The following is a 14,861-nucleotide window of genomic DNA, read 5'->3' on the forward strand; positions in this document are numbered from 1 at the left end:
TTAGTGGGAGAACAGTATTCATCTTCATGCCCATTCTTTCGGATGGAGGCAGGCGTCCAGCAGGCGCTCTTCCCCGCTTCCGGAAGCGGGCTGATAATTGTATTCAAAGCGAACGGTAGGCGGCAGGCTCATCAGGATGCTTTCCGTACGGCCATTGGTCTTAAGGCCGAAGAGCGTACCTCTGTCGTGTACCAGGTTGAATTCAGTATAACGTCCACGGCGGATCTCCTGCCAGTGTTTGTGGCCTGCATTCCATTCCGTTTCTTTTCTCTTTTCCACGATGGGAACATAGGCTGAAATGAATGCATTTCCACATTCCTGCCCGAAGCGGAACCAGAAATCCACATCCCTGGTTCCGGTTGGGCGCTGGTGATCATAAAAGATGCCGCCGATTCCCCTGCGTTCATTGTTGCGGTGGGCGTTTACAAAGTAGTTATCGCACTCCCGCTTAAAGTCCGGATAAAAAGAAGGATCGAACTGATCGCATACATTTTTATAGGTACGATGAAAATGGGTGGCATCTTCGTCGATCAGGTAATAGGGCGTGAGGTCTGTGCCGCCACCGAACCATCTGTCTGTTACCATATGGTTTTTATCGTACAGCTCAAACATCCTGTAATTGCAGTGCACGGTGGGAACAAAAGGGTTCAGCGGATGGATCACCAGTGACAGGCCGCAGGCGAACCAGTTATCTCCATCAATTTTCAACTGATGTCGCATGGCATCAGTAACGGAGCCATATACCACCGAAGTGTTGACGCCGCCTTTTTCAAATACTTTGCCGTTGGCAATCACGCGCGTTTTGCCGCCGCCGCCTTCCGGGCGCTGCCACTGGTCTTCCACAAACCGGGCCTGCCCGTCCGCTGCTTCCAGCGAGGCGCAGATGCGGTTCTGGAGGTCGTGGATATAAGCGATCCAGTTGTCTTTGATGGGATTGTTCATTTGTTATTCTTTTTCGGTGTGCCCAGTAGCTCGCCTCTGGCGAGTTACTGCTATTTGTTCGCCTCCGGCGAACGGCGTGTCGCCGGAGGCGACGGAATAAACGTCACTCGCGGGACGCGAGCGACTGGGTACACGCAATTATTTCTTCGTATATGCCTTAACGGTATTAACGAAAGCTTTTGCGTGATCAACGGGTACATTGGGCAAAATGCCGTGGCCAAGGTTGGCAATATGTTTGTAACCGCCGAACCCGTCGAGCATTTTTGTTACTTCTTTCTCGATCTCGGGGATCGGAGCCAGCAGTTTTGCAGGATCGAAATTGCCTTGCAATACAACCTTGCCGCCGGCGAGCTGGCGGGCGAATTGAGGCGTATTGCACCAGTCGATGCCCAGGCCATGAGCGCCTGTGGCAGCCATGCGGTCCAGGCTATGCCAGGCGCCTTTGGCGAAGATGATGGTGAGCACTTCCTCTTTCAGTGCCTCCACGATCTGGCGGATATACCGGAGGCTCCAGGTTTCAAAATCATCCTGGCTCAGCAGGCCACCCCAACTGTCGAAGATCTGGATTACGTCAACACCTGCCTGCACCTGACCTTTCAGGTAAGCGATGGTAGTGTCTGTGATCATCTGCAGTAACTGGTGTGCAGTTTCTGGTTGCGTATAACAAAAGGCCTTGGCCTCGTCGAAAGTTTTGGAGCCCTTGCCCTGTACCATATAGCAGAGGAGTGTCCAGGGAGCGCCGGCAAAGCCGATCAATGGTACACGGCCGGCCAGTGTTTTTTTGGTGAGGCGAAGTGCATCATATACATAACCCAGGCTTTCATTCACATCGGGAACACGAAGCCTGGTGAGGTCGCTGTATTGTTTGATGGGATCGGGCAGGAATGGTCCCTTGCTTTCTATCATCTGCACTTCCAGGCCCATGGCCTCAGGCACTACCAGGATGTCTGAAAAGATGATGGCTGCATCCACACCCACCTGCTCAACCGGTTGAATGGTGATTTCGGTAGCCAGTTCGGGTATGCGGCACCGTTCGAAGAAGGTGTATTTTGCCTTCAGTTTCATATAGTCGGGGAGATAACGGCCTGCCTGGCGCATCATCCATACTGGTGTACGTTCAGTGGCTTCTCCTCTCAGTGTTCTTAATAACAGGTCGTTTTGCAGCATCTGTATTATTATTAATTACTTCTTTATAAAAAAATCCTGCACCTGGCTGAGCATGCATTGCTGGTCAGGTGTGGGGCTGATGATCACTTGATTACTGGTATAAGCGGTGATAGCTTTGGCAGTTGTATTACCGATGGCGAAGCAAACAGTGGATGCGGGTAACTGGTTAGCTGAAAAAAAACTGTTTACAGCGCTGGGACTGAAGAACAGCACGCCGTCCATATGCTTATTCACAGTCACCGGTGTTTCGATGGTTTCATAAGTGGTCACTTCATGCACTTCGATGCCATGCTCCTGCAACAGGGTGGGAAGTTCATCCCTGCGCTGGTTGCTGCAGAAAAATACCACGCGTTCAACGCTTCCTTCCTGAATGATGGTCTCTGCCAGCAGTGCTCCCGTGAATACTTCGCCGGTGGGCTCGTTGCTGAACAGTTCCATCACAGCATCGCGGGTAGTGCCTGCCAGGGAAAAGATATTCCAGTGCGAGGCAGAACTGATGTCTTCATTGACATTGAGAGCAGCGGCAACGATCTCTACCGCGTTGCGGCTGGTGAAGACCACGGCTGTGCCTGGCTCAAAAGTGAGTGGCAGTACGGTTTCGATGGTCTCACCGTTCAGTACGGGTTCTATTCTGATGAGTTCCGCTTCCTGACAGGCGATGCCCTGCTTCACCAGTTCCCTGCTCAGTGAAGGGTTTAATTTCTTTGTACTAAGGATACTGTATCGTGTCATTATCAGTATTAGCGACCATTGTTTTTTTGAATACCATCCGCGATCTCCTGTCCGCCATTGGCGAGGAGTTCAGAGGCGAAACTTTTTCCGGCTTCGATGGCTTCCGTCACAGCAAGTGACTTGTGCAGTTCCACTTTGTGTTTGCCATCTACGGAAAGGATGTTCCCGTTGAAGACCACCCGGTTGTTGCTGATGGTGGCCAGGGCGCTGATGGGAGTGGAACATCCGCCAAGAAGGGCACGGAGAAAATCTCTTTCTATTTTGGTGCAGAGTGCAGTATCGGTGTCATTGAATCTGTTGCAGATCTCCAGCAGTTTTTCGTGGTTGCTGCGGCAGGCTACGGTGATGGCGCCCTGCGCGGGGGCGGGCAGCATCCAGTCGAGCTCCATGGAATTATGCGGACGGAGGCCGATACGCTCCAGTCCTGCTGCGGCGAAGATGGCGCCGTTCCAGTTGCTTTCTTCGAGTTTGCGGAGGCGGGTGTTCACATTGCCGCGCAGGTTCTCGATGGTATGATGGGGGTAGCGGTTCAGCCATTGTGCTTTGCGGCGGATGCTGCTGGTGGCGATGATGCAGCTGGCAGCGGCCAGCTCACTGTCGAAAGTGAAATGTTCACCTTTATAGATCAGGAGGTCTTTCCAGGAAGCGCGCTTCAGTACTGCGGCCTGGGCAATGCCTTCGGGCAGTTGGGTAGGCACATCCTTCATGGAATGAACGGCCATATCGATCTTGTTGTTGAGGAGGGCAATATCGAGGCTGCGGGTGAAGATCCCCTGAACGCCCATTTCGTAGAGAGGCGTTTTGAGATCAACATCACCTTCACTTTTGATGTATACCAGTTCTGCTTCAACGCCCTGTTCGCTGAGCAGGTTCTTTACCTGGCTGGCCTGCCATACTGCAAGCTGACTTTCTCTGGTTCCTATTCTGATCATATCTGTTATATACCGTGATAATAATGCGCTGTGGAAACGCACGAATGGCCGCAAGGTAGTTTTTACCCTGTTATCATCACTCAATTAATGGCAAAGTTAATTCGAACCTGTTGTAATAAACTCGTTGATGGCCTCTATGTACTGGCACCCGCGTGTGTTCTGCTGGCGCATTTTGGAAGCCATTCCGTTGATCACCCGCTGGATCTTGAGATCGGAGTCAGCTGGGCGGGTTGTTATTTCTCCCGGACAAAGTTGAATGTATGAAGGGAAGGTTTGAATTTCTTTCAGCTTGATTTTTACTGCTTTGAGAACGGGTACATGCTTGCGCATTTCGTACCATTCAACCAGCTCGGCAATATGCTCTTCAATGATGGCGTGGGCTTTGGGAATTTCGGCCTCCCGTTTTTGCAGGGTGGCGTCATTGATCTTTGACAATTCATCCACGTTCACGAGCTGTACATTGGGCAACTGGCGGGAAGACTCTTCCACGTTGCAGGGGATCGACAGATCGATCACCAGTTTGCTACCCTGTTCCCGGAGATGGGAGGCTAAGATGGTGGGCTGCGCGGCATTGGTAGCCACTATGATGATATCAGAACGGCGGATATGATCCGTCAGCAGATCGGCAGGCACATATTGAACACCCAGCTCAAAAGCCAGTTCAGCCGCTTTTTCCTGCGTGCGGTTGATGAGGGTGATATTGGTGGTGCCTAAATAATCGATGATATTCTTGCAGGTAGATCTTCCGATCTTGCCTGTGCCCAGCAGGAGGATCTCCTTGCCGTTGATATCGCTTATATTTTCTTTGATATACTGGATGGCGGCAAAAGAAACGGAAACGGTGCCGCCGCTCAGTGAAGTATTGTTCTTGATTGCTTTGGAAGATTGCAGCACACTGTTCACCAGCCTCTCGGAGAAGGTACCGATGAAGCCCCTTTCACGTGCAAATTTTACAGCCATTTTCAGCTGGCCTACAATTTCATAATCTCCCAGGATCTGGGAGTCAAGCCCTGCGCCCACTGAAAACAGGTGCTGGATGGCGCTCATGCCGCTTTTCACATAGGCAAGCCGGGAAAATGTATCCGCATCGCCTTCGGTATGAAGGCAAAGGAGGTTGATCAGTTGGTCTGCCTGTTCTGCAACACCGTAGATCTCAGTTCTGTTACAAGTGGAAAGAATGAATAATTCGTTGACTCCATAAGAAGGTGCCAGTGTAAGAAGGGAAGCGTATTGGTCATTGTTGATGGCAAACTTTCCCCTGATGGCAGCGTCAGTCTTCTTATAGTTAATGCCTGCGATAAAAAACTTCGATATGTCTTTGCTACTCTGTCCTGGCATGAAAGTAAATTTCTAAATCACAGCGCAAAAATACCCTCGGAAGCGCCAATCACCTAATCTGTCTGTCATTGCATTGTCATTTTACTGTATGATAAAGGTCACATAAAATAGTGATCAGCATCAATGAACTTTTCATCCAATACAAAGTTACTTTTGCAAATCATTCGAAATTATGGCAATGGTTAAAAAAGGAATTGTTTTGATGAATCTCGGGAGTCCGGACTCCACGGAAGTAAAGGATGTGCGAAGGTACCTCGATGAATTTCTGATGGATAAAAGGGTGATTGATACCCCTTTGCTCTGGAGAGCCCTGTTGGTGAAAGGTATCATTGTGCCTTTCCGCGCACCCAAATCAGCAGAAGCTTACAAGAGTATCTGGACCAAAGAAGGGTCTCCTCTGATCGTGATCAGTGAGCAGCAGCAGCAGGCACTGCAGGAGCAGGTGGAAGAACCCGTGGTGATTGCCATGCGTTATGGTAATCCCGCACCCTGGGATGCTTTTGATGATCTGATGCAGAAGGTACCCGGACTGGAAGAAGTGGTGCTGGTGCCTATGTACCCGCATTATGCGATGAGCAGTTATGAAACGGCCGTGGAGTATGCGAAGAAGGTGCATAAAGAGAAGAAATATCCATTCAGATTGTCCATTGTTCCTCCTTTTTATAAAGATCCCAGGTATATCGATGCATTGTCTGAAAGCATTGCGCCATACCTGGAGCAGGACTATGATCATATTGTATTCAGTTATCATGGGATCCCTGAAAGGCATGTGCAGAAGACCGATCCTTCCGGCAATCACTGTCTGAAAAATATGGATTGCTGCAATGTGGACAATCCTGCGCATGCGTTCTGTTACCGTCATCAGATCCTGAAAACCACTCAGCTGGTTGCGGAGAAACTGAATATTCCCAAAGAGAAATACAGTCATTCTTTCCAGAGCAGACTGGGGAGGGATGAATGGTTGAAGCCTTACACCGCGGTTAGATTGGGTGAAATGCCGAAAGAGGAGATCAAAAAACTGCTGGTGGTTTGTCCGGCTTTTGTGGCTGACTGCCTGGAGACACTTGAAGAGATGGCTGAAGAGGGAAAAGAGATCTTTCTGCATGCGGGTGGAGAGCAATTCACGTTGATTCCTTGCATGAATGTGCATCCTGCCTGGATCGGAGCGTTAAAGGAACTGGCTGCCGACGCAAAATAACGCAGCCTGTGCCTGGTCGCTCGCGTTCCGCGAGTGACTTCTGTTTGCTCGCCGGTGGCGGGTTCAGCGTTCGCCAGAGGCGAACAAATTTTGCTCACTCGCCAGCGGCGAGCGAGTGCAACACCCTGATAAACAGTCTATGTATCTCTACATCAAAGCGCTTCACATCATTTTTGTTGTAACCTGGTTTGCGGGTTTATTCTATATGCCGCGACTGATGGTGTACAATGCGGAGGCTGACATGCAGCCTGAACCTGCCCGGGGAATTTTAAGAGCGCAGTATACGATCATGATGAAAAGGCTCTGGTATGGTATCACCTGGCCTTCGGCAGTGCTTACACTGATCTTTGGACTGACTACCTGGTATCAGTTGGGTGTATTTCCGGATTGGCTGAAGATCAAATTATTATTTGTTACCGGGTTGTTTGCCTACCATGGATCATTACATATGGTAGCCGCGCAGCAGTGGAAAGGACTGTTCAAATACAGTGGTCAGCAACTACGGATCTGGAATGAAGTTGCAACAATATTTTTAGTGGCCATAGTGATGCTGGTAGTTGTGAAAGAGAATATGAGTGTGGTGTGGGGACTGTTGGGATTATTTTTATTTGTAGTGATATTGATGAGCGCTATCAAAATCTACAAACTGGTGCGGCAAAAGAAAAAAATGTAGAAAAAAAACAGCATTTCCCCATTCTGGTTCCCATATCGGGGAAGTACAACCGGAGAAGGGTGTAAATAAAAAAAGAGAGTGTATCGTTTGATGCACTCTCTTGTTTTTTATAGGGATAGAAACAGTTGTAGAAAGGGAGCCGACTATAAAGCTGTAATCACATATTTTCCGCGAGGATATTGACTTACAGCGATTTCCATCAGAGTTTTTCCATACCGGATACCGAAGATTAAAAACGGGATAGGTAGTGATGGAAATGTGGTAAAAAGAAAAAACCTTTCCTAGTTTTTAGAGTTTTTAAAGGAAAGGGGAGCAGGAATACTCCCCTTTTTAACCCCTAAACCCTAAACCGTAGAAAAGGTTTTTCATATAATGAGTTCGGTTAATCAACTTAAAGAGCGTGTGTTGTCTTTTCTTGTTCTTCAATTCCGTTTTGCTGACAACATCTCTATAGTTTCATAAACTGTGCCAAAACTTTTACATGTGGAAAAAGCCCCGGCAAAAATTAAAGAACTTAGTCGTTTTAATCTTGTTTTAACTTCACTTATCAAGATCAGTAATCGTATCAGATCATCACTGTTTCCAGGATGCAATCTTCAACAGAAACCTGATTGAATCAAGTAAGATTTATCTACAAACCGACAATAAATGAACTGTGCTACTAAAGTTCTCACAAGGTGAGGAAAATTCCGAATTAGTCTGACGATATACGTTATTAAAGTATCGCCTTTTGTTGCTACAAAAAATTACTAATTCTTCAGGAATGGTGAGCTTTTAACCAGAGTGAATCAATCTCTAAGGATTGAAATGCCTTGTTTTGGCAACGTTTCAGAGTATCTACGGGAATTAATCCCGTTTGGTTTTCCAAATATCAGATATTTTTTCAAAGAACAGCATTAAATTCTACTATTTTTTTTTAATATATAAACCCTATGAACCGGTGATGGATAAACGAAGTTGGCTCAATGATCGGCGTTGACACCATCAACTGCCTGAATATCTGAACAGTAAAAGATTTCAACCATACCTTCACCATGTTTTTCTGCTTATTTGATGGATGATAAAAAAATATTATTTCAAGAAGTTGGTACCCGATATGGTTAATTTTTCTGCCTTACGTAGCGGTTCAGATCCAGGGATTTCTCCCCTGAATTTTGTATAGGCCAGCGTCCCGGATTACCCTATATTTTCAGTAACTTTGCACACTTTTAAACCACGGATTTTACAGTTCCGGACTTTCCCCGGGGGAAAAACGGTCCGGATATTAGCCCGAAATAGAATATGTCAGCCAAATACCAGGAATTCTCGAAGTTGAACCTGCCTGAAATAGAACAGGAGGTACTCGCCAAATGGGAGGCATCCCAGGCGTTTGAGCAAAGTATGTCATTGCGTGAAGGCGCTCCCCATTTCGTTTTCTACGAAGGGCCGCCCAGCGCTAACGGCATGCCCGGCATTCACCACGTGATCAGCCGCACCCTGAAAGACCTGGTCTGCCGCTACAAAACCATGCAGGGCTTCCAGGTAAAAAGGAAGGCCGGATGGGATACCCATGGTCTTCCCATTGAACTGGGCGTGGAGAAAGAACTCGGCATCACCAAAGAAGATATCGGCAAAAAGATCACCGTTGAAGAATACAACCAGAAATGCCGTGAAGCCGTAATGCGCTTCAAGGATAAATGGGACGACCTGACCCGCAAGATGGGGTACTGGGTTGACCTCGATGATCCCTATATCACTTTCGACAATAGTTACATTGAAACACTCTGGTGGATACTGCAACAGTTGTACAATAAGGGCCTGCTCTATGAAAGCGTGAGCATCCAGCCTTATTCCCCCGCAGCAGGTACAGGCCTCAGCTCCCACGAGCTGAATATGCCCGGAGCCTACAGGAATGTAAAGGACACTTCCGCAGTTGTGATGTTCAAAGCTATTGAGAACGACCGTACGAAGTTCCTCTTCCAGGCCGCAAGGGTTAACGGAGATGAGCAACCGGAGGTATTCTTCATGGCATGGACCACCACTCCATGGACCCTTCCTTCCAACCTCGGTCTTACCGTTGGTCCAAAGATCAATTATGTGCTGGTTCATACCGTGAACCCCTATACGCATATTCCTGTGAACGTGGTACTGGCGAAAGACCTGCTCGGCAAATACTTCAAACCGGAAGGAGAGAATCTGCCTGTTGGCACTTACAAGGAAGGAGACAAGCTCCTGCCCTGGACCATCATTGCAGAGTTCAAGGGCGCAGAAATCGATGAAGCCCGGTACGAGCAACTGATGCCTTATGAAGCTAACAGCGCCAAAGAGGCCGGTGGCGATCCTTTCCGGGTACTGCTTGGGGATTTCGTGACCACAGAAGATGGTACCGGCATCGTACATACGGCGCCAGCCTTTGGCGCAGATGACTTTAAAGTAGGGAAGAAATATGGCATCGGCATCCTTACCATGGTTGACAAAACCGGGAAGTTTGTTGATGGCCTCGGTGAGTTCAGCGGCCGCTATGTGAAAGATTATAAGAATGAGAAGGATTATGTGGATGTGAACGTAGACATCTCCGTGAAACTCAAAAAAGAGAACCGCGCCTTCAAAGTAGAAAAATACGAACACAATTATCCGCACTGCTGGCGTACCGATAAACCTGTGCTCTACTATCCGCTGGATGCCTGGTTCATCAAAACAACCGGCCTCCGGGATAAGATGGTGGAGCTGAACAAGACCATCAACTGGAAACCAAAATCAACCGGCGAAGGACGTTTTGGAACCTGGCTGGAGAATATGGTGGACTGGAACCTCAGCCGAAGCCGCTTCTGGGGAACACCGCTCCCTATCTGGAAAACAGAAATGGAGAACGATGATCCTGCAACCGTTGAATTCAAATGCATCGGAAATATAGAAGAACTGAACAACGAGATCAAAAAGGCCAATGAAGTACTGGGAGGCGATGTAAACAAACACTATCTCCATGAAGGTATCCTTGACCTTCATAAACCATATATCGATGAGGTGGTGCTGGTGAGCCCCAAGGGCAGGCCGATGAAGCGCGTACCCGATCTGATAGACGTTTGGTTTGATTCCGGAGCCATGCCTTATGCGCAGTGGGGACTGGATTATGACAAACTGAAAGCAGGTGACCCCCGTCCTTTCAAAGCTCCTTTCGATACTAATTTCCCGGCAGACTTCATTGCGGAAGGTGTTGACCAGACGAGAGGATGGTTCTATACCCTCCATGCGATCGCCAGCCTGCTCTATGAAGATGTGGCTTTCAAAACCTGTGTGAGTAATGGCCTGGTGCTCGACAAAAATGGCGTAAAGATGAGCAAGCGCCTGGGTAATGTGGTGGATCCGTTCCAGACCATCAATGAGTTTGGCGCTGATGCTACCCGCTGGTACCTGGTGACCAATGCATCTCCCTGGGACAATATGAAATTCGACCTGGAAGGTATCAGGGAAGTACAACGTAAATTCTTCGGTACCTTATTTAATACATATCAGTTTTTTGCCCTTTACGCCAACGTGGATGGATTTGCTTTCAAAGAGCAGTACATTCCGCTGCCTGAGCGTCCGGAGATCGACCGCTGGATCCTCAGCTCCCTGAATACTCTCATAGCGAAGGTGAAAACCAGTATGGATGATTACGAGCCCACACAGGCTGGTCGTTTTATTGAAGAATTTGTTGGTGAGCAGCTCAGTAACTGGTATGTGCGTCTCTGCCGCCGCCGGTTCTGGAAGGGGGATTATGAGCATGATAAGATCTGCGCTTACCAGACACTGTATGAGTGCCTGGAAAAGATCAGCATCCTGATGGCCCCTATATCTCCGTTCTTCAGCGACAGGTTATTCAATGCACTGAACGAGGTTACCGGACAGCGCAAAGAGAAATCCGTGCACCATGTACTTTTCCCGGTAGTGGATGAAAAGGCGGTGGACGCTTCACTGGAAGAAAGAATGAAGCTGGCGCAGGATACTTCTTCCCTGATCCTGAGCCTCAGAAAGAAAGAGAATATCAAGGTAAGGCAGCCTTTGCAGAAGGTTCTTATTCCCATTCTGAACCCTGGTATGAAAGACCAGATCCGGAAGGTGGAGGACCTCATCAAAAGCGAGGTGAACGTGAAGGAACTGCAATACCTGACCGAAGACAGTGGGTTCATCAAAAAGAAGATCAAGCCTAATTATATCGCGCTCGGTAAAAAGCTGGGTGGTAAAATGAAGGCAGTTGCGGCTGCGCTTACCAGTTTTACCCAGGATGATATCAGTCGTTTAGAAAAAGAAGGGTCAATTTCATTGTTAATTGATAGCGAACCCTTAATATTACAGGCTAATGAAGTAGACATCACCAGTGAGGATATACCCGGCTGGATGGTGGCGAACAAAGACTCTCTGACTGTAGCACTCGATATCACCGTTACCCCTGAATTGATCAGCGAAGGCAACGCCCGCGAACTGGTTAACAGAATCCAAAAGATCCGGAAAGACAACGGGTATGAACTAACGGACAGGATCATGGTTCAGTTAACTGATCACCAGGAATTGAAAGGTTCAATCGCTCAATTTAATACTTATATTTGCGCAGAAATTTTGGCAGATAAACTGGAATTAGTTCCTGAATTACCTGGTGGCACTGAAATTGAGGTGAATGATATTCCTTTAAAAGTATTTGTCAGTAAAAAAGCCTAACAGTATGGCAACCAAGAAGAAAGCAGCTAAGCCAGCAAAGAAGGCACCCGCTCCGAAAAAAGCGGCGCCGGCTAAAAAGCCTGCTGCCAAACCTGCTGCTGTCAAGAAAGCAACCAAGCCTGTTCCAAAGAAAGCAGCCAGGCCTGCACCGGCAGCCAAGTCAGCACCGGCTAAAAAAGCTGCGCCTCCCGCGGCCAAAAAGCCAGCGCCCAAACCTGCGCCTGCTCCGGTAAAAGTTGCTTCCAAACCGGAAGTGAAGAAAGCTGCCACACCAGTGAAGGCTGCCCCCGCTCCCGAAGTGAAAAAAGCCGCAGAGCCCAAAGCCGAAGTAAAAAAGCCCGAAGTAAAGAAGCAGGAGCCCGTTGCGCCCCCTCCAATTCCAAAGAAAACTGTACCCCCAGCGCCCCCTAAACCGGTTAAAGTGGTGATTCCGGAACTGAAGACGAAATCTGTTCGTAAGTATGAACCGGACTTTACCAAATCTGTATTAGATCAACCTGAAAACATACAAACGGGACCTACCATGAGATACAGCGACAGTGAATTACAAGAATTCAAAGACCTGATTCATAAGAAGCTCGAACAGGCAAAGAAAGAACTGACTTACCTGCAGGGACTAATCACCCGCAAAGATGAAATGGGTGGCGATGAGAATGAGAATCGCTATATGACCATGGAAGATGGCAGTGTTAGTATGGAGCGTGAACAACTGGCTCAGATGGCCAGCCGCCAGATCAATTATATTGATCACCTGGAGAAAGCTCTCATGCGCATCGAAAACAAAACCTACGGAATCTGCCGCGTTACAGGTAAGCTCATCGACAAAGCACGTCTGCGTGCTGTGCCCCACGCCACACTGAGCATCGAGGCAAAACAAATGATGAACAAATAGTAATTAACCTCAAAATTGTAATAAGGTATTTTAAAACATTCAGCGATCCCGGTTGCGTCAGCAGCCGGGATCGTTTTTTTATGTGACCGGGAAATAAAAAAGCCGCTTCCGGAGAAGCGGCCTGAAAGATATTCTTCAGCAATACTTATTTGAAAGCAGCTGGCACAGGTTTGTTCAGCAGGTTCTCATACCAGAACCTGGCCGCCTCATTCCTGTTATGAATGCGTTTGTTCATGCTGTTGGCACCAATGCTATGACGCTCCCCGGGATAGATCATGAGCTCAAAATGCTTGCCCAGTTCTTCCAGTTTGTCAACCAGCACCATGCTGTTCTGCATATGCACATTGTCGTCTGTAGTACCATGAACAATGCGAAGACCACCTTTGTATTTGTTGGCGTAAGTCATTACAGAAGTGTTCTTATAACCTTCTGCATTGTCTTGCGGAGTATCCATGAAACGCTCTGTGTAATGCGTATCATAGAACTGCCAGTCGGTAACCGATGCATTGGCAACACCGTAAGTATAAACATCAGCACCGTAGGTCAGCGCCATGCAGGTCATATAACCCCCAAAGCTGCCGCCTGTCATGGCGAGTTTGGAAGCATCCGCCCAGGGCTGGCTCTGCAGCCATTTGCCGGCAGCCATGAAATCTTCTATCTCATATTTGCCGAGCTGGCGATAGATATAGTTCAGGCCGTTCTTTCCAAAGTGACCGCTGGCGCGGTTGTCGATGGCAACCTGTACCAGGCCTTCCTGTGCCCACCATTGTGCAAGTCCTCCGATGGCTCTCCAGCGATCATATACAGTGCCGGCATCAGGCCCTCCATAGATGCTCACGAGAATGGGATATTTTTTGTTAGGATCGAAATTGATGGGGTATGTGATGGTGACAGGCAGCTCAAACAATCCGTCTGCAGATTTCACGCGAACCAGTTCTGTACGCGGAATCTCATATTCGTCGAATCCGGAACCTTTGGCATCACCCAGCATACGCACCAGTTTTCCTTTGCCGTCAACCAGGGCTGAGGCCGGAGGAGTGGAAAGGTTGGAATAGGTGGTAATGAAATATTTACCGCTTGGCGAAAGCTGAACCATATCATGCGAGAAGTCTCCGAAAGTCAGGCGGGTAAGGCCTTTACCGTTGAGACCAACTTTATAGAGGTCGAACCGGGCGGAATTCTCTTTACGCGCTTTGATGAACAGGGTGCCTGATTTTTCATCGAATTTCACCAGGGATGTACCCCAGAAATTACCGGTGGTGATCTGGTTTACCAGTTTACCGGTCATATCATAATGGTAGAGGTTCTGCCAGCCGTCTTTATCACTTTTGATGATGAAGCCTTTATTGTTGGAGAGAAATTCAACACGGTCGTTATCATCCAGGGTGATCCAGGTTTTCTGTGCTTCTTCATAAACGATATTCTTTGCACCGTTGGTAGTATTGATATTGTAGATCTTCAGCTGGTTCTGATCGCGGTTCATCCACTGGATCCAGAGCTGGCCACCGGGTGTCCAGTAAGGTGCACCGAAATACTGATCATCTTTTTCATTGAAGTCGGCCCATACGGTATTGCCTGAAGCGATATTCACCATACCCATCTTCACTTCAGGATTTTTATCACCTGCTTTGGGATAGCGTGTATTTTCCAGGTAACCATGTTGTCCGTCCAGCACATAGATCGGGAATACAGGTACCATGGATTCATCAAAGTGCATATAACAGATCTGTTTGCTGTCGGGGCTCCACCAGAATGCCTGGTAGTTGCTGGCTCTGCCGAGGATCTCTTCATAATATACCCAGCTCGCATAACCATTAAGGGTAGTGGTATTGCCGTCTGTGGTGAGCTGTTTTTCCTTTCTTGATACCAGGTCCTGCACGTACAGGTTATTATCTTTTTTGGTGTAGGCGATCATTTTGCCGTCGGGTGAAGCAGTAACATTGCGTCCGCCATCCACTTTGGGTTGGGGGATACTGACGGTGCTGGTGCCGGCAGGAGCCGTATAGGGGCTGACCTTTCCGGTTTTTGCATTTACGGCAACTGTTTCAGTTTTTCCGTCTGCACTTTTCTGCACTTCAAGGTAATTGTCGTCATCTGCCCAGCCTCTGATGGCAGGTAATGGCTTGCTGATATTGGCGGGGAGATTGTTCCTTAGCAGTTGATCTGCCGTGAACTGTTTTTTTTGCGCTGCTGCGGGGAATGACATGGTCATGAGCAGTAAACATGCAGCAGCAGAGAGCATTCTCTTCATCATGAAAAATTTGATTAAGGGGTGAATGTACGAAAAGGCGGCACAATAATCACCTGGATCTT

General features: G+C 48.2%; 10 protein-coding genes. 4 read left to right on the forward strand and 6 right to left on the reverse strand.

Going from position 1 to position 14,861, the window contains the following annotated elements; all coding sequences use genetic code 11:
- Positions 1 to 24: 24 nt before the first annotated feature.
- The 5 genes from hemF to hemA form a co-directional block, all read right to left on the reverse strand.
- Positions 25 to 942 carry an oxygen-dependent coproporphyrinogen oxidase gene (gene hemF / locus ACTHMC_RS25840; RefSeq protein ID WP_440417726.1) on the reverse strand — a complete coding sequence of 306 codons (918 nt, stop codon included), beginning with the start codon at positions 940 to 942 and terminating at the stop codon, positions 25 to 27.
- A 138-nt stretch (positions 943 to 1,080) separates the two neighbouring features.
- The gene (gene hemE / locus ACTHMC_RS25845) at positions 1,081 to 2,109 is read right to left on the reverse strand and encodes a uroporphyrinogen decarboxylase (RefSeq protein ID WP_440417728.1); all 1,029 of its coding nucleotides are present in this window, start codon (positions 2,107 to 2,109) and stop codon (positions 1,081 to 1,083) included.
- A gap of 15 nt (positions 2,110 to 2,124) precedes the next feature.
- Positions 2,125 to 2,841, reverse strand: coding sequence for a uroporphyrinogen-III synthase (locus ACTHMC_RS25850; protein WP_440417730.1), 717 nt, complete (start codon positions 2,839 to 2,841; stop codon positions 2,125 to 2,127).
- 8 nt (positions 2,842 to 2,849) lie between these two features.
- Entirely contained in the window at positions 2,850 to 3,773 is a 924-nt protein-coding gene (gene hemC / locus ACTHMC_RS25855; RefSeq protein ID WP_440417732.1) for a hydroxymethylbilane synthase, read from the reverse strand.
- A gap of 96 nt (positions 3,774 to 3,869) precedes the next feature.
- Positions 3,870 to 5,111 carry a glutamyl-tRNA reductase gene (hemA, locus tag ACTHMC_RS25860; RefSeq protein WP_440417733.1) on the reverse strand — a complete coding sequence of 414 codons (1,242 nt, stop codon included), beginning with the start codon at positions 5,109 to 5,111 and terminating at the stop codon, positions 3,870 to 3,872.
- Between the two features lie 172 nt (positions 5,112 to 5,283).
- On the opposite strand from hemA, the gene hemH reads away from it, so the two are divergent.
- The 4 genes from hemH (at position 5,284) to ACTHMC_RS25880 (ending at position 12,548) form a co-directional block, all read left to right on the forward strand.
- The gene (gene hemH / locus ACTHMC_RS25865) at positions 5,284 to 6,309 is read left to right on the forward strand and encodes a ferrochelatase (RefSeq protein WP_440417735.1); all 1,026 of its coding nucleotides are present in this window, start codon (positions 5,284 to 5,286) and stop codon (positions 6,307 to 6,309) included.
- Positions 6,310 to 6,448: 139 nt separating this feature from the next.
- Positions 6,449 to 6,982, forward strand: a complete 534-nt coding sequence (locus ACTHMC_RS25870; protein WP_440417736.1) for a CopD family protein — start codon at positions 6,449 to 6,451, stop codon at positions 6,980 to 6,982.
- 1,281 nt (positions 6,983 to 8,263) lie between these two features.
- Positions 8,264 to 11,656: an isoleucine--tRNA ligase gene (gene ileS / locus ACTHMC_RS25875; protein WP_440417738.1), complete on the forward strand. Its 3,393-nt coding sequence runs from the start codon at positions 8,264 to 8,266 to the stop codon at positions 11,654 to 11,656.
- 4 nt (positions 11,657 to 11,660) lie between these two features.
- Complete coding sequence (locus ACTHMC_RS25880) at positions 11,661 to 12,548, forward strand: TraR/DksA family transcriptional regulator (RefSeq protein ID WP_440417739.1); 888 nt, start codon at positions 11,661 to 11,663, stop codon at positions 12,546 to 12,548.
- A gap of 145 nt (positions 12,549 to 12,693) precedes the next feature.
- Here the strand turns inward: ACTHMC_RS25880 and ACTHMC_RS25885 are convergent, their stop codons facing one another.
- On the reverse strand, positions 12,694 to 14,802 hold the full coding sequence (locus ACTHMC_RS25885) for a DPP IV N-terminal domain-containing protein (protein WP_440417741.1): 2,109 nt from the start codon (positions 14,800 to 14,802) through the stop codon (positions 12,694 to 12,696).
- Positions 14,803 to 14,861 lie beyond the last annotated feature (59 nt).

Source organism: Pseudobacter sp. (assembly GCF_051955275.1).
In the GTDB taxonomy this organism is placed as follows: domain Bacteria; phylum Bacteroidota; class Bacteroidia; order Chitinophagales; family Chitinophagaceae; genus Pseudobacter.